16 protein-coding genes are annotated in these 21209 nt (G+C 72.5%); 9 read left to right on the top strand and 7 right to left on the bottom strand.

Annotated features, from left to right (window positions below):
• Positions 1-103: 103 nt before the first annotated feature.
• Entirely contained in the window at positions 104-850 is a 747-nt protein-coding gene (locus tag M4J07_RS30820; RefSeq protein WP_255977068.1) for a GntR family transcriptional regulator, read from the top strand.
• 61 nt (positions 851-911) lie between these two features.
• Here the strand turns inward: M4J07_RS30820 and M4J07_RS30815 are convergent, their stop codons facing one another.
• Together M4J07_RS30815 and M4J07_RS30810 are read right to left on the bottom strand one after the other, a co-directional pair.
• Positions 912-1688: a hypothetical protein gene (locus M4J07_RS30815; RefSeq protein ID WP_255977066.1), complete on the bottom strand. Its 777-nt coding sequence runs from the start codon at positions 1686-1688 to the stop codon at positions 912-914.
• Positions 1689-1837: 149 nt separating this feature from the next.
• Positions 1838-3514: a PucR family transcriptional regulator gene (locus M4J07_RS30810; protein WP_255977064.1), complete on the bottom strand. Its 1677-nt coding sequence runs from the start codon at positions 3512-3514 to the stop codon at positions 1838-1840.
• Between the two features lie 268 nt (positions 3515-3782).
• Here M4J07_RS30810 and M4J07_RS30805 point away from each other — a divergent pair, with 268 nt between their 5' ends.
• The 6 genes from M4J07_RS30805 to M4J07_RS30780 all read left to right on the top strand — a co-directional run bounded on the left by M4J07_RS30805 (position 3783) and on the right by M4J07_RS30780 (position 12047).
• Positions 3783-4670, top strand: coding sequence for an FAD binding domain-containing protein (locus M4J07_RS30805; RefSeq protein WP_255977062.1), 888 nt, complete (start codon positions 3783-3785; stop codon positions 4668-4670).
• On the top strand, positions 4670-5248 hold the full coding sequence (locus M4J07_RS30800; RefSeq protein ID WP_255977060.1) for a (2Fe-2S)-binding protein: 579 nt from the start codon (positions 4670-4672) through the stop codon (positions 5246-5248). Before M4J07_RS30805 ends, M4J07_RS30800 begins: the two co-directional genes overlap by 1 nt.
• Before the next feature lie 4 nt (positions 5249-5252).
• Positions 5253-7652, top strand: a complete 2400-nt coding sequence (locus tag M4J07_RS30795; protein WP_255977058.1) for a xanthine dehydrogenase family protein molybdopterin-binding subunit — start codon at positions 5253-5255, stop codon at positions 7650-7652.
• A gap of 168 nt (positions 7653-7820) precedes the next feature.
• Positions 7821-9278: an NCS2 family permease gene (locus M4J07_RS30790; protein WP_255977056.1), complete on the top strand. Its 1458-nt coding sequence runs from the start codon at positions 7821-7823 to the stop codon at positions 9276-9278.
• A 42-nt stretch (positions 9279-9320) separates the two neighbouring features.
• Positions 9321-10469, top strand: a complete 1149-nt coding sequence (locus tag M4J07_RS30785) for an XdhC family protein (RefSeq protein WP_255977054.1) — start codon at positions 9321-9323, stop codon at positions 10467-10469.
• A gap of 366 nt (positions 10470-10835) precedes the next feature.
• Complete coding sequence (locus tag M4J07_RS30780; protein ID WP_255977053.1) at positions 10836-12047, top strand: glycoside hydrolase family 6 protein; 1212 nt, start codon at positions 10836-10838, stop codon at positions 12045-12047.
• Positions 12048-12053: 6 nt separating this feature from the next.
• Here M4J07_RS30780 and M4J07_RS30775 read toward each other — a convergent pair whose 3' ends face one another.
• A complete protein-coding gene (locus M4J07_RS30775) occupies positions 12054-13082 on the bottom strand; it encodes a saccharopine dehydrogenase NADP-binding domain-containing protein (protein WP_255977051.1) in 1029 nt (342 codons plus the stop codon).
• A 93-nt stretch (positions 13083-13175) separates the two neighbouring features.
• Positions 13176-13610, bottom strand: a complete 435-nt coding sequence (locus tag M4J07_RS30770) for an SRPBCC family protein (RefSeq protein WP_255977049.1) — start codon at positions 13608-13610, stop codon at positions 13176-13178.
• Positions 13611-13768: 158 nt separating this feature from the next.
• On the opposite strand from M4J07_RS30770, the gene M4J07_RS30765 reads away from it, so the two are divergent.
• Together M4J07_RS30765 and M4J07_RS30760 are read left to right on the top strand one after the other, a co-directional pair.
• Positions 13769-14980: a cytochrome P450 family protein gene (locus M4J07_RS30765; protein ID WP_255977047.1), complete on the top strand. Its 1212-nt coding sequence runs from the start codon at positions 13769-13771 to the stop codon at positions 14978-14980.
• 79 nt (positions 14981-15059) lie between these two features.
• Positions 15060-15938, top strand: a complete 879-nt coding sequence (locus M4J07_RS30760) for a helix-turn-helix domain-containing protein (RefSeq protein ID WP_255977045.1) — start codon at positions 15060-15062, stop codon at positions 15936-15938.
• Here the strand turns inward: M4J07_RS30760 and M4J07_RS30755 are convergent.
• From M4J07_RS30755 to M4J07_RS30750, 3 genes are all read right to left on the bottom strand, one after another.
• Positions 15829-17364: a sulfatase-like hydrolase/transferase gene (locus M4J07_RS30755; RefSeq protein WP_255977043.1), complete on the bottom strand. Its 1536-nt coding sequence runs from the start codon at positions 17362-17364 to the stop codon at positions 15829-15831. The two genes, M4J07_RS30760 and M4J07_RS30755, sit on opposite strands and share 110 nt — an antisense overlap.
• A 126-nt stretch (positions 17365-17490) precedes the next feature.
• Entirely contained in the window at positions 17491-17733 is a 243-nt protein-coding gene (locus tag M4J07_RS48550) for a hypothetical protein (protein WP_374215114.1), read from the bottom strand.
• A gap of 212 nt (positions 17734-17945) precedes the next feature.
• Positions 17946-20948 (bottom strand): glycoside hydrolase family 3 protein, encoded by a 3003-nt coding sequence (locus M4J07_RS30750; RefSeq protein ID WP_255977041.1) that lies wholly within the window; start codon positions 20946-20948, stop codon positions 17946-17948.
• Positions 20949-21209: the final 261 nt, after the last annotated feature.

Raw genomic sequence — 21209 nt, 5'->3', positions numbered from 1 at the left:
AGCCTTACCTTACCCGACAGATTCGGGGTTTGAACTGCGGCCCGGGCGGCCTATGGTTCTTCGTTGAGCTTCGGACAAACGGCGAGGAACGGCGGCGAAGGGGATGACCGGGGTGGAGCAGGCCAGACCGCGCGCGCTCGGGGTGCCCGAGCAGCGTTCCGCCGCCGCGTGGACGCCGTCGGCGGTGCCCGAGCGGAGCCGTGGTGACCACACTCACAGCGAACCGCCCGCCCCGCGCGTCCCCGTCGTCCGCTCGTCGGTGCGCGGGCAGGTGCTGGACGCGCTGCGGGCCGCCCTGCTCTCCGGTGAGTTGGCGCCCGGCGAGGTGTACTCGGCGCCGGTCCTGGGGGAGCGGTTCGGGGTCTCGGCGACGCCCGTCCGGGAGGCCATGCAGCAGCTGGCCCGCGAGGGTGCCGTGGAGGTCGTGCCGAACCGCGGCTTCCGGGTGACCGAGCGGACGGCCAGGGAGCTGTCGGAGCTCGCCGAGGTGCGGGCGCTGATCGAGGTGCCGATCGTGCTGCGGCTGGTCCGTTCGGGTGTCGGGCGGCGCCTGGGCTCGTTGCGGACGGGCGCCGAGGCGACCGTCCTGGCGGCCGCCTCGGGTGACCTGGCGCGGTACGCCGAGGCCGACCGGGCCTTCCACCGGGCGCTCCTCTCCCTCGCCGGGAACGAGCAGCTGGTGTGTGTGGCCGATGATCTGCGGCGGCGTGTGGTGTGGTCGGCGGGTGACCTCGCGGTCGATGCGGCGCAGCACGTCGCTCTGCTGGACGCGTTGGAGGCGCAGGACGTGGTGGCGGTCCGTGAGGTGCTGCACGCCCACTTCGACGTCCCGCCGTCTGCCGTGTCCTGAGCGTTGCCGGCTGCGGGCCGGTGGGGCTTCTCGCGCAGTTCCCCGCGCCCCTGGGGGCGCGTCAGGCCGCCGCCGGCAGTGCTCCTGCCAGCCACGTCGGGACGCCGCCCAGGAGGCGGAACAGGCGACCGGCCTCCGCTCGTAGGCGGGCCTTCGTCTCCGGTTCCGGTTCGGCCTCCGCCAGGGAGACCAGGGCCGGGGCCGTGCCGACCAGGTAACCCAGCTCCTCCCTGAGCCGCAGCGACTCGGCGAAACCGTGCCGCGCCTCCGCCAGCTCGCCCTCCCGCAGCGCGAGCCCGGCCAGATGCCGCCAGGTGAAGGAGAGCAGGAGGGCGTCACCGTGCGCCGTCGCCCCCGCGTGGGCCCTGCGGTACGCCGAGCGGGCCGCCTGCGGGGCATCCGTCAGGTTCTCCGCCATCAGACCGCGCCGGAAGTCGAGCAGCGCACGCCCGGCCGCCCCGGGAGCGATCAGCGCCGCCGCCCTGCCGAACGCCGACCGGGCCTCGTCGACCCGGTCCCGCACCTTCAACAGCGTTGCCGCGTAAGCGAGTTGGCCGCGTTCGCAGGCCGCGGCACCCCGCTCCTCGTCGGTGTGCGCGACGGCCTCGGCGGCCCGCAGGGCATCCTCCGCCTCCGCCCACCCCTGCTCCGTGTAGAGGCACCGCTCCACCAGGAGCGCGGCCCGCTGCAGGGCCGCCAGGGGGTCCGTCGCCGCGTGGCGGTCCAGGAGCGCCGCCGCATCGGCCCAGCAGCCGCGCGAGCGCAGCCGCCATACCGCGGTCTGGAGTGGATCGTCCCCTGCGTTGGTTCCGGTACCAGACATGGCGGTATGCGCCACATTGCCCTCCCCGAGCACGCCATCGAGCCGAGTTGCCGTGGGGCATCTCAGCACGGATCACGGCACCCGGCCAAGGGGGTGGGTGAAAGATTTCACAAAGGGATGGGGTTCCGGGCCCACCCCGTAACCGGTAACGCGCTGACGAGGGGTCAGCTCATGCGCAGGGCCAGGAAGAAGTCCAACTTGTCCTCCAGCCGCGAAAGATCACGGTTCGTCAGCTGTTCGATCCGGCCCACGCGGTAGCGCAGGGTGTTCACGTGCAGGTGGAGCCGGGACGCGCAGCGCGTCCACGAACCGTCGCAGTCGAGGAACGCCTCCAGCGTCGGGATCAGCTCGGCCCGGTGCTTGCGGTCGTAGTCGCGCAGCGGGTCGAGCAGCCGGGCCGTGAAGGCGCGGCGCACGTCGTCCGGCACGAAGGGCAGCAGCAGGACGTGCGACGCCAGCTCCTGGTGCCCGGCCGCGCAGACCAGACCCGAACGGGCGGCGGCCACCCGGCGGGCGTGCCGGGCCTCCTCCAGGGCGCCGCGCAGCCCCTCCGCCGAGTGCACGGCCGCGCTCACGCCGATCGTCAGGCGCCCGTCGTCGGCGAGGCCCGCCGCCAGCGGCTCCCGGACCGAGCCAAGCAGCGAGTCCGCGATCAGCCCCTGCTCCGAGCCGTCGTGCTCGGACGAGACCGCCGGCAGCGGGACCAGCGCGATCGCCTCGTCACCGGTGTGCGCCACCGCGATCCGGTCGGACGGCTCGGGGCCCGGGGACAGGGGGTCGACGAGGATCTCCTCCAGCAGCGACTGGGCCACCGGACCGCCCTCGATGTCCCCGCCCGCCCACTCGACGCGGGCCACGACCACCTGCCAGTGCGGGGCCGCGCCCAGGCCGGGCAGCAGGACCGGCGCCGCGACCCGCAGCCGGGCCGCGATCTCGGCCGGCGCCGCACCCGTCTGGACCAGCTCGAGGACCTCCTGGGCGAGGCGGCGGCGCACGGTGCGGGCCGCGTCGCGCCGGTCGCGCTCGACGGAGATCAGCTGGGTCACGCCCTGCAGCAGGTCGAGCCGCTCCTCGGGCCAGTCGCCCGCGTCCGCCTCGACCGCGAGCAGCCAGTCCGAGAGCACCGTCTCGCGCACGTCACGGGAGGCCGGGGCCGCGCCACGGGCGCCGGAGCGGATCGGGAACAGCGAGTACGTGGTGCCGTCGACGGTCACCCGGTGCGGGGCCCTGCGCCCCGTCCTGGTGGCCGCGAGGTGCTCGCCCGCGAGCCGGGCGCAGACATCCGCCGGCAGCTCCGGCCCCGCCGCGCTCGACCCCGCGACGGCCCGGCCGGCCGGGGACAGCACCCAGGCCCGCAGGTCCAGGTCGCTGCCGAGCAGGTCGAGGACCACGTCGGGGCCGCCGCCGGTCGGGCCCGACGTCATCAGCCGCCGGTGCCGGTCCACCACGGCCGCCAGGTCACCGGCGCGCTCGCCCGAGACCTGCCGTACGACGTGCTCGGTGATCGTCGCGAACGCCACCGACTCGTTCACCGCGAACAGCGGCAGCCGGTGCCGGGCGCACGCCTCGACCAGATCGTCCGGGACGTAGCCGAGCTCGGCGGTGCCCGAGGCGAGCGCGACGACGCCGGCCGCGACCACGAGCCGCACGAACCGCTCGGAGTCGGCCGCGTCCCGGCGCCAGGCGAGACCGGTGAGGACCAGCTCGCCGCCGGTCAGATAGCGGCTGGGGTCGCTCAGGTCCGTGGTCATCACGCCCCGGACCGTGCGGTCCAGCTCGTCCTCGCCGCCGAGGAGCCGCAGGCCCAGCGCGTCCGTGTCCAGCAATGCGCGCAGCCGCATGTCGTCGTCGCCGCCGATCTGTCTCGAACTGTTTCCTGCGTTTCTTCAGGAAAACGGAGAGGTTACTGATGTCCTCCGTTCATATGAATCTACAAGACACCTCGGCGGGCCAGCCAACTCCTTCATGGTTTCCGTGACTGACACAGGCGGAGCACAGCGCTGTGTACTTGGGCCACTCCGCGTGAACAGCACATGAACGAGCCTTCGTGATCCGCACATCCGTGGCTCGATCGCATCGAACGATCCACGAACCAGAAGAGAGCCGCTCATGGACTTCCTTCGCCCCGCCAGCTGGGAGGAGGCGCTCGCCGCCAAGGCCGAGCACCCCACAGCCGTGCCGATTGCGGGTGGCACCGATGTCATGGTCGAGATCAACTTCGACCACCGGCGCCCCGAGTACCTCCTCGACCTCAACCGCATCGGCGAGCTGAGCGACTGGGAGGTGGGCGAGGAGACCGTCCGGCTCGGCGCCTCCGTCCCGTACAGCCAGATCATGGACCACCTGCGGACCGAGCTGCCGGGTCTGGCGCTCGCCTCGCACACCGTCGCCTCGCCGCAGATCCGCAACCGAGGCGGCGTCGGCGGCAACCTCGGCACCGCCTCCCCGGCCGGTGACGCCCACCCCGCGCTGCTCGCCGCCGACTGCGAGGTCGAGGTCGAGTCCGTCCGCGGCTCGCGGCGCATCCCGATCGACGCGTTCTACACCGGCGTGAAGCGCAACGCGCTCGCCCCCGACGAACTGATCCGCGCCGTCCACATCGACAAGGCCGACGGCCCGCAGCAGTACTCCAAAGTGGGCACGCGCAACGCCATGGTGATCGCCGTGTGCGCCTTCGGCCTCGCCGTGCACCCCGAGTCCCGGACCGTGCGCACCGGCATCGGCTCGGCCGCGCCGACCCCGATCCGCGCCACGACCGCCGAGGAGTTCCTCAACGCGGCGCTCGACGAGGGCGGCTTCTGGGACAACGGCAAGATCATCACCCCGTCGGTCGCCAAGCAGTTCGCGGACCTCTGCTCCGCCGCCTGCAACCCGATCGACGACGTGCGCGGCACCGCCTCGTACCGCCGTCACGCGGTCGGCATCATGGCCCGCCGCACGCTCACCTGGGCCTGGGAGTCCTACCGCAACGACCACCGCATGGGAGGTGCCGCGTAATGCGCGTCAATTTCACGGTCAACGGCCGCAAGCAGGAAGCCGACGACGTGTGGGAGGGCGAGTCCCTGCTGTACGTGCTGCGCGAGCGGATGGGCCTGCCCGGTTCCAAGAACGCCTGTGAGCAGGGCGAGTGCGGTTCCTGCACCGTCCGGCTCGACGGCGTCCCGGTGTGTTCGTGTCTGGTCGCCGCCGGACAGGTCGAGGGCCGCGAGGTCGTCACCGTCGAGGGCCTCGCCGACTACGCCAACAACCGCTCCTGCGCGGGCAGTTCCTGCGGCACGACTCTGCAGGAGGCGCAGGGCTGGTCCGCCGAGGGCACCGACTCGCAGACCGGCGAGGGCACGGAACTCGCCCCGATCCAGCAGGCGTTCATCGACGCCGGCGCCGTCCAGTGCGGCTTCTGCACCCCGGGTCTGCTGGTCGCGGCCGACGAGATGCTGGAGCGCAACCCGAACCCGTCCGACGCGGACATCCGCGAGGCGCTCTCCGGCAACCTGTGCCGCTGCACCGGCTACGAGAAGATCATGGACGCGGTCCGGCTCGCCGCCGCGCGCCAGTCCGAGCCTGAAGGGGTCTGAGGTCATGGCTGACACACGCACCACCGGAATCCCCTTCAACGTCACGCAGGGGTCGCACACCAAGGGCGGCATCGGCGAGTCCACGCTCCGCCCGGACGGCACCCTCAAGGTCACCGGCGAGTTCGCCTACTCGTCCGACATGTGGCACGAGGACATGCTCTGGGGCCAGATCCTGCGCTCCACCGTCGCGCACGCCGAGATCGTCTCCATCGACACCGGCGAGGCGCTCGCGACCCCCGGCGTCTACGCGGTCCTCACCTACGACGACCTGCCGACCGACGTGAAGAACTACGGCCTGGAGATCCAGGACACCCCGGTCCTCGCGCACGGCAAGGTCCGCCACCACGGCGAGCCCGTCGCCCTGGTCGCCGCCGACCACCCGGAGACCGCGCGCCGCGCCGCCGCCAAGATCAAGGTCGAGTACCGCGAGCTGCCCGTCATCACCGACGAGGCGTCCGCGACCGCGCCGGACGCGATCCTCGTCCACGAGGGCCGCGACGACCACCACAGCGGCCACGTCCCGCACCCGAACGTCGTGCACCGCCAGCCGATCGTCCGCGGCGACGCCGCCGCGGCCGCCGAGCGGGCCGACGTCATCGTCACCGGCGACTACACCTTCGGCATGCAGGACCAGGCGTTCCTCGGCCCCGAGTCGGGACTCGCCGTGCCGGCCGAGGACGGCGGCGTCGACCTGTACGTCGCCACGCAGTGGCTGCACTCCGACCTCAAGCAGATCGCCCCGGTCCTCGGCCTGCCCGAGGACAAGGTGCGGATGACCCTGGCCGGGGTCGGCGGCGCGTTCGGCGGCCGCGAGGACCTGTCGATGCAGATCCACGCCTGCCTGCTCGCGCTGCGCACCGGCAAGCCGGTCAAGATCGTCTACAACCGGTTCGAGTCGTTCTTCGGCCACGTGCACCGCCACCCGGCCAAGCTCCACTACGAGCACGGCGCCACCAAGGACGGCAGGATCACGCACATGAAGTGCCGGATCGTGCTCGACGGCGGCGCCTACGCCTCCGCGTCCCCGGCCGTCGTCGGCAACGCCTCGTCGCTCTCCGTCGGCCCGTACGTGATCGACGACGTCGACATCGAGGCCGTCGCCCTCTACACGAACAACCCGCCCTGCGGCGCCATGCGCGGCTTCGGCGCCGTCCAGGCGTGCTTCGCCTACGAGGCGCAGATGGACAAGCTGGCCGACGCCCTGGGCATGGACCGGGTCGAGTTCCGGCAGCTCAACGCGATGGAGCAGGGCACGATCATGCCGACCGGGCAGCCGGTCGACTCGCCGGCCCCGGTCGCCGAACTGCTGCGCCGCATCAAGGCGATGCCGCTGCCGCCCGAGCGCCAGTGGGAGTCCAGCGAGGGCTCCGACGTGCGCCAGCTGCCCGGTGGCCTCTCCAACACCACGCACGGCGAGGGCGTCGTCCGCGGCGTCGGCTACGCGGTCGGCATCAAGAACGTCGGCTTCTCCGAGGGCTTCGACGACTACTCCACCGCCCGGGTGCGCATGGAGGTCATCAACGGCGAGCCCGTGGCCACCGTGCACACCGCGATGGCCGAGGTCGGCCAGGGCGGCGTCACCGTCCACGCGCAGATCGCCCGCACCGAGCTGGGCGTCGCGCAGGTGACCATCCACCCCGCCGACACCCAGGTCGGCTCGGCCGGCTCCACGTCCGCGTCGCGCCAGACGTACGTCACCGGCGGCGCCGTCAAGAACGCCTGCGAGCTGGTCCGCGAGAAGGTCCTGGAGATCGGCCGCCGCAAGATGGGCAGCTACCACCCGTCGTGGGCCACCGCCGAACTCCTCCTGGAGAGCGGCAAGGTCGTCACCGACGGCGGCGAGGTGCTCGCCGACCTGGTGGACGTGCTCGAGGGCGAGGCCGTGGAGGTCGAGGAGGAGTGGCGGCACCGCCCCACCGAGCCCTTCGACCTGCGCACCGGCCAGGGCAACGGGCACGTGCAGTACTCGTTCGCCGCGCACCGCGCCGTCGTCGAGGTCGACACCGAGCTCGGCCTGGTCAAGGTCATCGAACTGGCCTGCGCCCAGGACGTCGGCAAGGCGCTCAACCCGCTCTCCGTCATCGGCCAGATCCAGGGCGGCACGCTCCAGGGCATGGGCATCGCGGTGATGGAGGAGATCGTCGTCGACCCCGTGACCGCCAAGGTCAGGAACCCGTCCTTCACGGACTACCTGCTCCCCACGATCCTCGACACGCCGACCATCCCGGTCGACGTGCTCGAACTCGCCGACGAGCACGCCCCGTACGGGCTGCGCGGCATCGGCGAGGCACCGACCCTGTCGTCCACCCCGGCCGTCCTCGCGGCGATCCGGAACGCGACGGGTCTGGAGCTCAACCGGACGCCCGTCCGGCCCGAGCACCTGACGGGCACGGCCTCCGCCTAGCCCGCTGCCCGGCCCAGCCCTCCCCGGCTGGGCCGGGCCCCTCGGAGGACCCCGTCCTCCGACCTCCATGCGCCTCGGGCCGTCCCCCGGGTTGTGCAGCCATCCCAAATCCCGCATGCAGCAGAGCAGTTCGCGGGTGTCCCTGTGAACCTTGGGAAACGAGGCACCATGACCCAGCAGTCCGTGGAGCCGAGGACCACCGCAGAGGACGCGGGCTCCGGCTCGCGCGTCCCCGCCGGACGGTCCTGGCTCGACCGCTACTTCCACATATCCGAACGAGGATCCACCGTCGCGCGTGAGGTGCGCGGTGGCGTCACGACCTTCATGGCCATGGCGTACATCCTGCTCCTCAACCCGCTGATCCTGTCCGGCAAGGACGCCGCCGGTGACACCATGGGCCAGAAGGCCCTGATCACCGCGACCGCCTTCGCCGCCGCGTTCACCACGCTCCTGATGGGCTTCGTCGGCAAGGTCCCGCTCGCCCTTGCTGCCGGACTCTCCGTCTCCGGTGTGATCTCCTCGCAGGTCGCCCCCGAGATGACCTGGCCGCAGGCCATGGGCATGTGCGTGATGTACGGCGTCGTGATCATGCTCCTGGTCGTCACCGGCCTGCGCGAGATGATCATGAACGCGATCCCGCTGGCCCTCAAGCACGGCATCACCATGGGCATCGGCCTGTTCATCGCCCTGATCGGCCTCTACAAGTCCGGCTTCGTGCAGGTCGGCAAGGCCACCCCGCTCACCCTCGGTGCCACCGGCGAACTGGCCGGCTGGCCGGTCCTGCTCTTCGCGGGCACCCTGCTCCTGATCTTCATGCTGCAGGCGCGCAACACCCCCGGCGCGATCCTGATCGGCATCGTCGCGGGCACGATCGTCGCGATGATCCTCAACGCCCTCGACGTCATCGACCCCAAGCAGTGGGCCAACGGGGCGCCGGAGCTGCACGGCAGCGCGGTCTCCTCACCCGACTTCTCGCTCTTCGGCCACGTCGAGTTCGGCGGCTGGGGCGAGGTCGGCGCGATGACGGTCGGCATGATCGTCTTCACGCTCGTGCTCGCCGGGTTCTTCGACGCGATGGCCACCATCATCGGCGTCGGCACCGAGGCCAAGCTCGCCGACGACAAGGGCCGCATGCCGGGCCTGTCCAAGGCGCTGTTCATCGACGGCGCCGGCGGCGCGATCGGCGGCGTCGCGGGCGGCTCCGGGCAGACCGTCTTCGTCGAGTCGGCCACCGGCGTCGGCGAAGGGGCCCGCACGGGTCTCGCCTCCGCCGTCACCGGCCTGTTCTTCGCCGCCTGCCTGTTCTTCACGCCGGTCACCGCGATCGTCCCGCAGGAGGTCGCGTCGGCCGCGCTCGTCGTCATCGGCGCCATGATGATGATGAACGCCCGGCACGTCGACTGGGCGGACCGCGCCACCGCGATCCCGGTGTTCCTGACCGTGGTCCTGATGCCCTTCACGTACACCATCACCACCGGTGTCGCCGCCGGCGTCATCTCCTGGGTCGCCATCAAGATCGCCCAGGGCAAGGCCCGGGAGATCGGGGCCTTCATGTGGGGACTGACGGTGATCTTCCTGGTGTACTTCGCCCTCAACCCGATCGAGAGCTGGCTCGGCGTCCACTGACGCCCGCCGATTCCCGTACGCAACCGCTAAGGAGACCGACAGATGCTGGACATCGCCGAGGAACTGCACCGGTGGGTCGAGCAGGGACGCGACTTCGCCGTGGCCACCGTGGTGGCCGTCGGCGGCAGCGCGCCCCGGCAGCCGGGCGCGGCGCTCGCCGTCGACAGCGAGGGCACCGCGATCGGCTCGGTCTCCGGCGGCTGCGTCGAGGGCGCCGTGTACGAACTGTGCCGACAGGCGCTGGAGGACGGCGAACCGGTCCTCGAACGGTTCGGGTACAGCGACGACGACGCCTTCGCCGTGGGCCTCACCTGCGGCGGCGTCATCGACATACTCGTCACGCCCGTACGTGCCGCGGACACGGCCGTACGGGACGTGCTGGCGGCCGCGCTGGCCGCCGCCGCCACGGGGGAGGCGGCGGCGGTCGCGCGGATCGTGTCCGGACCCGCGGACCTGGTCGGCCGGGCGCTGCTCGTCCGCGCCGACGGCTCGTCCGAGGGCGGTTTCGGGGCGCACCCGGAGCTGGACCGGACCGTGGCCGGCGAGGCCGCCGCGTACCTCGACGCGGGCCGCACCGCCACCCTGGAGATCGGCGAGCAGGGATCGCGGTGCGGAGCGCCGCTCACGCTGCTCGTCGAGTCCTCCGTGCCCGCACCCCGGATGATCGTGTTCGGCGCGATCGACTTCGCGTCGGCGCTCGTCCGGATGGGCAAGTTCCTCGGCTACCACGTCACGGTCTGCGATGCGCGCCCCGTCTTCGCGACGGCCACGCGCTTTCCCGAGGCCGACGAGATCGTCATCGAGTGGCCGCACAAGTACCTGGAGCGGACGGACGTCGACGGCCGGACCGTGCTGTGCGTCCTCACGCACGACGCCAAGTTCGACGTGCCGCTGCTCCAGCTCGCGCTGCGGCTGCCCGTCGCCTACGTGGGCGCCATGGGCTCCCGCCGCACCCACCTCGACCGCAACGAGCGGCTGCGTGAAGTCGGTGTCACCGAGATCGAGTTGGCCCGCCTGCGCTCCCCGATCGGCCTCGACCTCGGTGCCCGTACGCCGGAGGAGGTGGCCCTCTCCATCGCCTCGGAGATCGTCGCCAACCGGCGGGGCGGCAGCGGGGTCTCGCTGACCGGGGCGCACACGCCGATCCATCACGAGGCGGGGGCGACCCGGCGGATCGGTTCCGTGGCGTAGCGCCGCCCCGGCCCCCCGGGGCGCCGTAACTCCGTCCGTTGCGTATCGGGTGCACCCCCGGCGGGGCTTCTCGCGCCGTTCCCCGCGCCCCTGGAGGCATGCGCTGACGCGCAGCCTCCCCCGAGGGGGAGACGCCGCACGAAGTGCGCGTCTCAGGGGCGCGGGGCCGTATCGATATGCGGCTCCGCCGCGGAGCGCGAGAAGCCCACTCGACCGGCACCGGAGAACGGGCCCCGCAAGCAACGGCGCCCACCCGGCAACACCCGCCCCTTGCACCGCACTTGACGCCGCGCGCCGCGACACCCACCCTCTTATGGGAGCGCTCCCAGCAAGTCTCCGTGCCCCTTGCGACCCAGGAGTGAACCCGTGCGAGGTCCCCTCAGACGTGCCCGAATACCCGCGGCGCGGCGCGCTTCGACCGCCGTGGCCGCCCTGTCCCTTGCGCTGACCGCGCTGCTCGCCGGCGCGCCCGGCGCCGGCGCGGACGAACCGGCCGACGCCGCCGCGCACGGCCCCCGCCTCTACGTCCCCGACCCGAACCCCGACGCCCTGCGCCAGGTCGTGGACCTGGTCAAGGCCGGGCAGTACCGGGACGCCGCCGGGGTCGCGGCGATGGTCGCCACCCCGCAGGCCGTGTGGTTCGGCGACCAGAGCCCGGCCCAGGTCGAGAAGCTCACCCGCGACGTGGTGAAGGACGCCGACCGCTCCGACGCCACCCCCGTGTTCGCGCTCTACAACATCCCCGGCCGCGACTGCTCCAACTACTCGGCGGGCGGCGCCGCGAACACGGCCGAGTACCAGGCGTGGATCGACGCCGTGGCGCGCGGCATCGGATCGCGCGACGCCATGGTCGTCCTCGAACCCGACGCGCTCGCCCTGCTGCCCGCCGACTGTGGCCAGGACGACGCCGAGGGCACCAGGACCGCCGCCCGGTACGCCGAGGTCAACTACGCCGTCGACACGTTGGAACCGCTGCGCGGCACCCGCGTCTACCTCGACACCGGGCACCCCGGCTGGCACGCCGTCAGCTCGATCGTGCCGCGCCTGATCAAGGGCGGTGTGGGGCGGGCCTCCGGCTTCTACACCAACGCCTCGAACTACAACACGGACGACGCCAACTCCTGGTACGGCAAGCTGATCTCGTCGTGCATCGCGTACGTCAGGGGCGGCGGCGACGCGGCCGACTGCCCGAGCCAGAGCGTCCCGCGCGCCGAGGCGCAGGCCTGGCTCGACGCGCACGTCCACGTCCCGCCGTCCCGGATGGCGCACTTCGTCACCGACTCCAGCCGCAACGGCCAGGGGCCGTGGACCCCGCCCGCCGGCAAGTACACCGACCCGCAGGACTGGTGCAACCCGCCGGACCGGGGCCTGGGCGCCCGCCCGACCCTGCGCACCGGCGACCCGTTGCAGGACGCACGCCTGTGGATCAAGACGCCGGGGGAGTCGGACGGGCTGTGCCTGCGCGGCACCGAGGGACCCGAGGACCCCGAGCGCGGATACCTCGACCCCAAGGCGGGGGACTGGTTCCCGCAGCAGGCGCTCGAACTCGTCCGCTACGCCAATCCACCCGTGCTGTAGGCGGGTTCAGGCCGTGGGCAGCGTCAGTTCGAACGCCCCCTGATCGGCCAGCGTCCGCAGGAACGGGCCCGCCTCGAACGCCTCCGCCGGGCTGAACACCCCGGCCTTGCGCGGCCCTTCACCACCGGTGAGCCGGAGCACGGCCTCCACCGAGGCCAGTGCTCCGGCCCGCCAGATGTCCCGCCCGCGCACATGGGCATTGCGCCCGCCACCGCCACTGCGCACCACCTGCACGGCCACCGTGAACTCCGTCCCGGCCCGCTCCTCGGCGCTCGCGTCGACGCTGCTGAAGATCTGCTCCTCCTCGAACGTCGAGGCGGTCAGCTGTACTTCGACGGCGCGGGCCGGGACGTGCCGGGGCACCGTGACCACCTCGCCGGACGGGAACGGCACGAGCGTCGTGCGCGGACCGACCGGCGGCGGGAACGGGAAGACGGAGTTGCGGATCTCGACGGGGCCGATCCGCTGGGCGCCGTCGGCGTACGAGATCCGGTCGATCTCGCCGATCAGCAGGTTCGCGGTGTTCACCGCGCCCTGCGTCATCCGCCAGCCCGTCACCGCGTAGCCGACGGTGACCTTCTCCACGTCCCCGAGCCCCGCCGCGGCCGCCGCGGCGAGCAGGTCGCCGAGGCCGCCGTAGAAGCTCATCTGCGGGATGAGCACGGCCCCGGTGCGCTCGGCCGTGCCCTGGTACGCGTCGAAGAGGTGCTTGACCGGGTGCGGCTCGATGGCGTGGTCGACGTACGGGATCCCGGCCTCGGCCGCCGCGGTGGCGACCGGGGCGCCGGTGGTGGTGAACGGGCCCGCGCAGTGGTTGAGCGCGTCGCACTCCTGGGCCAGCCGGCGCAGGGCGGTGCTGTCGTCGAGGGGTGCGGTGCGGACCACGACCCGCTCCGGCGTGCCGAGTTCGTCGGCCAGGGCGCGCAGCCGCTCGGTGCTGCGTCCGGCGAGGATCACGTCCTGGCCGCGGGCGAGGAGTTCGGCGGTGACGAGGCGTCCGGTGTGTCCCGTGGCGCCGTAGACGGCTATGGCCATGAGGAGCTCACTTCCGTACGAAGGAGGGTGACCAAGGGCGACAAGATACAACTCATCCGCGTTGCGGACGAGTTGGCCGACTTGCCGTGTTCGTCAACTCCCGTCCCTCAGCAGCCCGTTCACCGCACGGCCGAACATCCACCGCCCCAGCACCGCGAGCACCTGATCCGCCACGGCCGGCACCCCGCGCACCCGCAGCTCCTCCCGCCACTCCACCCGCGACCCGCCGCCCCCCAGTGGCCGCACCTCGAACTCGGCCCAGCCGATGACGAGGCGGCCCCGCTTCAGCAGCCGGCAGCGGCGCGGCGGCTGCCACGCGACGATCTCCATCGGGTCGTCGAAACCGATCCGGCGGCCGACCCCGGTGCGCGCCACGAACACGGTGCCCGCGGCGACCGGCGGCGGCGTCGTCACCGTGACCCGGGTGAGCGGCACGACCTCGCCGTGCCGCTCCCAGTCGGTGAGGCGCCGCCACGCCTCGGCGGGGGCCAGCGGCGTCTCGCGGACAATGCGGATATCGGCTGCCATGTCGTGATGCTAGGCGCCGCGGGTGCGGGTGAGCTGTGCCACGTTCCGGTCGGCGTGTCGCGGCCTTGGGCATCAACTCCGGTGCCCCTACGATCAGTTGCCGAGAACGATCTTGACCTGTCAGGTACTGCGTCCCCCACCACAGGAGCCGACATCTCGTGACCGTCCCCACCGTCCCCACCGCCCTGGACCCGGCAGGCCGCGACCTGCACGCCGAGAACGACCGGCTCCGCGCCCACGGCGCCGCCGCCCTCCTCGAACTCCCGGGCGGGATACGGGCCTGGGCCCCCACCCGGTACGCCGTGCTCAAGGACCTCCTCGCCGACGACCGGGTCTCCAAGGACCCGAACCAGCACTGGCCCGCCTGGATCGAGGGCGAGGTGGGGGAGAGCTGGATCCACACCTGGGTGGGCGTCACCAACATGTTCACCGCGTACGGCGCCGACCACCGGCGGCTGCGCAAACTCGTCTCGCCCGCCTTCACCAAGCGCCGCACGGACGCGCTCAGGCCGCGCATCGTGGAGATCACCGGGACCCTGCTCGACGCCATGGCCGGGGCGCCGGACGGCCGCGCCGACCTGCGCACCGCCTTCGCGCACCCGCTGCCGATGCAGGTCATCTGCGAGCTGTTCGGCCTGCCCGAGGAGCACCGGGCCGACTCCGCCCGGCTGATCACGGGCATCTTCGACACCACGGTCACCCCCGAACGGGCCACCGCGATCTGGCAGGAGGTGAACCAGCTCCTCGCGGACCTGGTCGCCGCCAAGCGTGCGGCCCCCGCCGACGACCTCACCAGCGTCCTCATCGCCACCCGCGACGAGGAGGGCTCCGGCCTCACCGAGCGGGAGCTGATCGACACGCTCCTCCTCGTCCTCGGCGCCGGCCACGAGACGACGGTCAACCTCATCGGCAACGCCACCCACGCCCTGCTCACCCACCCCGAACAGCTCGCCCGCGTCCGCTCCGGCGAGATCCCCTGGACCGAGGTCATCGAGGAGACCCTGCGCTGGGCCCCCTCCATCGCCAACCTGCCGCTGCGCTACGCCGTCGAGGACATCGAACTGTCCGACGGCACCCTGATCCCGCGGGGCGACGCCATCCTCGCCTCCTACGCCTCGGCCGGCCGCGACCCGCTGCGCCACGGCCCCGGCGCCGGCGACTTCGACCTCACCCGCACCGACAAGGAGCACCTCGCCTTCGGGTACGGCGTCCACCACTGCGTCGGCGCACCGCTCGCCCGCATGGAGGCGGCGATCGCCCTCCCGGCCCTCTTCGACCGGTTCCCCGGCCTCGCGCTGGAGGACGGGGCCACCCACATCGAGTCGTTCATCGCGCACGGGTACGCGACGCTGCCGGTGCGGCTCGGCTGACCCCTGATCGCTACGGCGCGCGGGCGGGCAGCCCCGACCCTGGCGCCCGCCTCCCGCCTGCGGCAGGATCGACCGCGCCATGACCCACTACAGCTGGATGCGGTTCTTCACACCGGACGCCGTGCACCACGACCTCGGTCTGGTCTGCCTCGGCACCGGTGTGCAGCGCGGAGCACTGCCCGTCGTCGGCCCGCGCACCGTCGACCGGCACGTCGCCGTCGTCGTCACGGCGGGCAGCGGCTGGTTCCGGCACGGCCGCGCCGAGCGGGTCGCCGTCACCGCGCCCGCGCTGCTGTGGCTGCTCCCCGGCGTTCCGCACCACTACGGTCCCGACCCCGGCGGTGGCTGGGACGAGACGTTCGTGTCGTTGACGGGTGCGGCCACGGCGACGTACACCCGGCTCGGCTACATCACCCCGAACCGCCCCGTCATGCCGCTGACCCGCACCGACGAGATCACCGCGGTCGCCGCCCGCATCCTGCGCGCCGCCCGCCCCGGCAACCCGCTGCGCGACGTCGAGGCCGCCGTCGCCGCGCACGAACTGCTGCTCGCGCTGCGGGCCGCCCGCGACGAGGCCGGCACCGCCGCGGCCGACCGGCCGGTCGTCGACGCCCTCGCCCGGGACGCCTTCCTGCCGTTGTCCGTCGACGACCACGCCACCCGCCTCGGCCTCACCCCGGCGGGCCTGCGGGCCGCCGTGCGCCGGGCCAGCGGGCGCGCCCCCAAGGACTTCCTGCTGTCGGTGCGGCTGACCCGCGCGCAGGAACTCCTCGCCGGCACCGACCTGCCCACGACGACCGTGGCCCGCATGGTCGGCTTCGAGGACCCGGCCTACTTCAGCCGCCTGTTCAGCCGCCGGGTCGGGACGCCGCCGTCCCGCTTCCGGGAACGGGAGTCCCGGATGCGGCCGGAGCCGGCTCCTTCGCCCGCACCGTCTCCGTCATCTCCAGACCCGTGACGTAGTCCAGGAGCCGCGGTTCGTAACCGGGGTCGTCCGGGCGCTGCCGGGTCAGCCCGTCGTGCGCCCACGTCGCCTCGCGCGCGTCGGCCCGCCACGGCCGCCGCTCCCAGTACCCGCCGCGGAACGGGTCCCGGGTCTCGTTCATCCAGCGCAGCAGCCGGTCGTGCAGCGCGTCCCGCCGCCGGGCGTGTGCCGGGACGTCGATGAGGTTGTGCAACTCGCCCGGGTCGGAGGTGAGTTCGTACAGTTCGTCGTCCGACAGCAGATTCACCACCAGCTTGTACGTGCCGTCGAAGACGCCCCGCATCGGCTGGAACCCGCCGAACCCGTCGTGGTCCACCTCGTAGCGCCCGAACTCGACGAACACGGCGTCGTTGACGCGCGCGGACGGGTCGGCGAGCACCGGCTGGAGGGGCGTGCCGGGGAGGAGGTCCGGTACGTCCAGGCCGAGGTGGGTGAGCACGGTCGGTGCGACGTCGAGGTGCGAGACCGGGTGCGGGGCCACCGAGCCGGGCGCCGTCACGCCGGGCAGCCGGGCGAGCAGCGGCACCCGTGCGATCTCGTCGTACATCGCGGGCCCCTTCGCGTGCAGCCGGTGCGAGCCCAGCATGTCGCCGTGATCGGAGGTGTACACGACGAGCGCGCCGGGCGCCCGCTCGTCGACCGCGTCGAGCACCCGCCCGATCTGCTGGTCCACGAACTCCTGCGCCGCGAAGTAGCGGACGTCGCGCCGCTGGTACGCGCTGCGGTCCTCGGCGAGCCCGGGCCCCGCCCACACCCGCTGGTGCGCAGGCTTCCCGGCGAGGTCGTCCCGTACGTTGTCGTCGTCGGGGAAGACGAAGTCCCGGTAGCGGGCGGCGAATTCGGGCGGAGTGATGCCCGGGTCGTGCGGCTCGTCGTACGACACCACGAGCAGGAAGTCGTCGCCCTCGTGGTCGGCGAGGAAGTCGAGGGCGCGCTGGGTGCACCGGTGGGCATAGGTGAACTCGGCTGCCACGCCCGGGTGTTCGACCGTCGCGGGATCACGGGAGGCGCGCCGGTCCTCGGGGGACAGCTCCTCCAGATAGCTGCGCATGTCGTACCAGTACGCGGGGTCCCAGCCGTCCGGACACCGGCCGTTGCCGAAGTAGTCGGTGCCGTCCAGATGCCACTTGCCGATGTACGCGGCCGCCACCGACCGGTCCCGCAGGCGCTGCCCGAGCGTGGGGACGTCGAGACCGGGAGCGAGGTTGTTGGACCAGGTCCCGTTCGAGTGCGGCCACGTCCCGGTGAACAGGGCGGACCGGGCGGGCGCGCACACCGGCTGCGCCGTGTACCCCCGCTCGAAGCGGGTGCCGGACGCGGCCAGGCGGTCCAGATGCGGGGTGGCGATCCCGCTCTCCCGGTAGCAGCCGAGCAGGTCCCAGCGGGTGGCGTCGGTCATCAGGACGACGGTCTGGCGGGGGGCGGAGGGTGATGGGCTGGTCATGAAGGCCTGTCGGGAGATGGCGAGTTGGGCAGGGGCAGGGGCAGGGGCAGGGGCAGAGGCAGGGTCATGCGTCGAGGTCCGTCACCGTCCTCGCGCAGCAGCCGTGTCGCCGGCTCGTCGACGCCGGTCAGCCAAGTGGCGGTGGTCTCGACGGCCCGGCCGGAACGGGACCGTGCAGGGGATCGACCGGTACTGCACCGACTTCGACGTGGCCCGGCACTTCAGCGACCACCGGCCGCTGAGCACGTCGTCGATCTGCTTCCCGTTCCAACCCCGCTGTATGTAGGGCGTGTTGAGCTCGGAGCGGTGCGTGCGGGTGCGCAGGACGACCGGTTCCGCCGCCCGCGCGGGGCGGAACAGCCGGATGCGCAGGGGACATGGCGGTCTCCAGAGGGGTCGGCGGGAGGTTCGTCGACGAGTCTGGGACCGGCTCGGGGCCGGCGACCATGGACAAAGTGCGGCCTTCGGTGGACATTCCCCACGCCGTGGGCGGCGGCACGTGGCCGGGTGCCGTGCGGCACCCGGCCACTGTGCGGCTACGCCGCCCGGTACGCCGCGACCAGCTTGCCGATCGCCCCGGCGTAGTCCCCGCCGAGCGACAGGTGGTCGGCGTCCGCGAACGGCTTCGCCCAGCCCGCCGTGACCTTTCCGCCCGCCTTCTCCTGGACGATCAGGCGGGCCCGGGCGACGAGCGCACGGCCCGCCGTCGCGTCGTGGACGTGCCGCGCCGCGCTCGCCAGGGACGCGAGGGTCCGCTCCCCGCCGGCCGGGGCCTTGGCCAGGGTCGTGAGCCCGTAGCCGTACGGGAACTGCGGATCGTACGCGGTGTCGCCCACGTTGATCGGCAGCTGGGCCTCCGACTTCGGCCAGGTGACCGGGAGTTGACCGGTGAACGCGCGCTTGCCGTACAGGACGTCGGCGACGCCGTCGCCCTCGGTGCCCGGCAGCCAGGACGCGACGAGCCCGTCGATGTCACCGAGCCGGTCGCCGATCAGCTGCGGGCGGCCCGAGACCATGAGGACCACGCACTTCATGGCACCGCAGACCTTGTCCACGGCGGCCTGGTCGGCCGCGGTCAGCTCCAGGTCGTTGCCGTTGCCGACGTCACCGACGCCCTCCGCGTACGGGGTCTCGCCGACCACGACCACGCCGACGTCGTAGCCGTCCGTGGCTGCCGACGCGTCCTTCGAGTACGCGACCGTGGTGTCCGGCGCGGCCCTCCGCATCGCCTGGAGGATCGTCGTCCCGTCGGTGACGTTCCCGGACTGGCCCTGCCAGGTGATGGTCCAGCCGCCGGTCTGGTTGCCGAGGTCGTCGGCGTTCGACCCGGCGACGTACACCTTCTGCGACTTCTTCAGCGGCAGGACGCCGCCCGCGTTCTTCAGCAGGACCTGCGACTCGGCCGCCGCCCGCCGGGCCACCGCCCGGTGCGCGCCGCCGCCTATCTCGTCGATCCGGGACGTGTCCGCGTACGGCTTCTCGAACAGGCCGAGACGGAACTTCTGCGTGAGGATGCGTGTGACGGCGTCGTCCACCCGCTTCTCGGTGACGCGGCCGGCCTTCACCTCGTCGACCAGGTCGTCGCGGAAGTCCTTGTACGCGTACGGGGCCATGACCATGTCGACGCCCGCGTTCACCGACGTACGGACGTCGCTCGCGTAGTCGCCGGGGAGCTGGTCGATGCCGTTCCAGTCGCTGATCACGAACCCGTCGAAGCCCAGTCTGCCCTTCAACTCGTCATTGATCATGGCCGAGTTGCCGTGCATCTTCACCGGGCCCTCGGCGTCGCCGACGATGTCGAGCGACGAGTACGACGGCATCACCGTGCCGACGCCGCGCCGCACCGCGTCGCCGAACGGCGCCAGGTGCACGGCCTCCAGCTCCTTGCGCGTCACCGTGGTCACACCCTGGTCGGTGGTGTACGTGCCCGTGGTGGACGAGCCGTACGCGGTGCCGCCGTCGCCGACGTAGTGCTTGGCGGTGGCGAGGACCTTGTCGCCGCGGTCCAGGTCGCTGCCGTCGGCGCGGCCCTGGAAGCCCTGGATCATCGTCTCCATCGACCGGACGAGGGCCGGGTCCTCGCCGAAGGACTCGTAGGACCGGCCCCAGCGCTCGTCGCGCGAGACGCACAGGCAGGGCGCGAAGTCCCACGGGATGCCGGTGGCGCGGACCTCGGAGGCGGTGACCGCGCCGCTCTTCTCGGCCAGCTCCGGGTCGCGGGTGGCTCCGATGCCGATGTTGTGCGGCATGATCGTCGCGCCGGTCAGGTTGTTGTGGCCGTGCACCGCGTCCACGCCGTAGATCAGCGGAATCTGGAACCGGGTCGCCTGCGCCCGCAGCTGGAAGCCGTCGATCATCTTCGCCCAGGCCTGCGGGGTGTTGGGCGTCGGCGTCGAACCGCCGCCGGAGAGCAGCGAGCCGAGGTCGTACGCTGCGACGTCGCCGCCGGTGCCCACGGCCCCGCGCTCGGCCTGCGTCATCTGCCCGGCCTTCTCCGCCAGGGACATCCGGGAGACGAGGTCGGCGACGCGCTTCTTCACCGGGAGCTTCGCGTCCAGGTACGGCAGTCCGTGCGCGTCGACGACGACCTGCGGGGTCTCGGCGGGCGCCTTGGCGCCGGTCACCGTGAGCTTCAACGGGATCGTCTCGGCGGACTCGGCCTTCTCCCGGTCCTTCGTGGTGGCCACGGTGACCGTCTTCGTCGCGCCGGACGCGGTGCCCGCCGGGAAGGTGACCCTGCCGGAGACCGGGGTGTAGTCCTTGCCGGGTTCTGCGGTGCCGCCCTCGGTGGCGTACTCGACGGTGACGGCGTCCTCGACCGGTACGTTCCCGGTGGTCGTGACGGACAGCTTCACCTCGGCCGAGCCGCCCTCGCGCACCGGGTACACGGCCGCGTCCGTCGCCACCTGCGCGCGCAGCGACTGGTCGGCCTTGCCGTACAGCTCCACGTGGTCCATGGCGAACCCGGACTTCGCGCCGACGGGCAGCGTCACCGCGTAGCCCCACATCTTGTCGAGCCCGAGGACGTGGTCGATGCCGCCGACCGGCTGGTAGTCGGTGCGGTACGCGAACTGCGTGAACGGCAGCTCGACCTGCTTCCAGCCGGAGAAGTCGTCGGTGAACGTCGTGTTCCACAGCTCGGAGGCCTCGCCGTGCGCGCCGCCGTCCTTGATCTCGAACGTGAGCTTGCGGCCGGAGCCGTCGCCGTACCACCAGAAGCGGACGCCCCGGTGCGCGGACCAGTCGTGGGCCGGCTGGTCGGCGGCGTAGTCGTGGCTGAAGCCGCCGTAGCCGCTGATGTCGTAGCTGCCCTCGAGGACCTTGGCGCCCTCGGGCGCGTCCGCGCGCTCCGTGAACTCCAGCTTCGGGTTGTCGTCGGTGTCGCTGCCCCAGGTGAAGATCCCCTCCGCGGGCTGGGCGGCGAACGGCACCTCGCCCTCGAAGCGGTCCACGGGGACGGGCGCCGGGTCGTCGGCGGCGGCCGGCCCCGCGGTGGTCAGCGGCAGCAGCCCGGCGGCCAGCGCGCAGACGGCGAGCACGGCGGCCCGTCTCCTCCGGCCGGTTCGCGCGGTGAACGTGGGGTGACGCAAGGTTCCTCCCGGTGGTCCCGTTGCGAGTGTTGTCGGTGCGTCGCGCTATGTCCGTGCGTCTTAATTCAAGAGGTGAGTTAATGGCGGTGCCGTGGGGGCGTCAAGCCTTCGGAACGTAAAGGGAGTTGGCGGGCGATGACCGATTGACAGCTCCGGCATCCGCCCGGATCGTGTCAACTGGACTGTGACACCTGACGGTTGGGGGACCGC

It is taken from the genome of Streptomyces longispororuber (assembly GCF_024448165.1).
GTDB classification, from domain to species: domain Bacteria; phylum Actinomycetota; class Actinomycetes; order Streptomycetales; family Streptomycetaceae; genus Streptomyces; species Streptomyces longispororuber_A.
The sequence above is the reverse complement of the archived record's forward strand: the minus strand, read 5'-3'. Positions and strand labels throughout refer to the sequence as shown.

Coding starts and splice junctions, on each gene's coding strand:
- M4J07_RS30820 (WP_255977068.1), top strand. CDS start 104: ATGACCGGGGTGGAGCAGGCCAGACCGCGCGCGCTCGGGGTGCCCGAG.
- M4J07_RS30790 (WP_255977056.1), top strand. CDS start 7,821: ATGACCCAGCAGTCCGTGGAGCCGAGGACCACCGCAGAGGACGCGGGC.
- M4J07_RS30785 (WP_255977054.1), top strand. CDS start 9,321: ATGCTGGACATCGCCGAGGAACTGCACCGGTGGGTCGAGCAGGGACGC.
- M4J07_RS30755 (WP_255977043.1), bottom strand. CDS start 17,364: ATGACCGACGCCACCCGCTGGGACCTGCTCGGCTGCTACCGGGAGAGC.
- M4J07_RS30800 (WP_255977060.1), top strand. CDS start 4,670: ATGCGCGTCAATTTCACGGTCAACGGCCGCAAGCAGGAAGCCGACGAC.
- M4J07_RS30810 (WP_255977064.1), bottom strand. CDS start 3,514: ATGCGGCTGCGCGCATTGCTGGACACGGACGCGCTGGGCCTGCGGCTC.
- M4J07_RS30760 (WP_255977045.1), top strand. CDS start 15,060: ATGACCCACTACAGCTGGATGCGGTTCTTCACACCGGACGCCGTGCAC.
- M4J07_RS30770 (WP_255977049.1), bottom strand. CDS start 13,610: ATGGCAGCCGATATCCGCATTGTCCGCGAGACGCCGCTGGCCCCCGCC.
- M4J07_RS30775 (WP_255977051.1), bottom strand. CDS start 13,082: ATGGCCATAGCCGTCTACGGCGCCACGGGACACACCGGACGCCTCGTC.
- M4J07_RS30795 (WP_255977058.1), top strand. CDS start 5,253: ATGGCTGACACACGCACCACCGGAATCCCCTTCAACGTCACGCAGGGG.
- M4J07_RS30805 (WP_255977062.1), top strand. CDS start 3,783: ATGGACTTCCTTCGCCCCGCCAGCTGGGAGGAGGCGCTCGCCGCCAAG.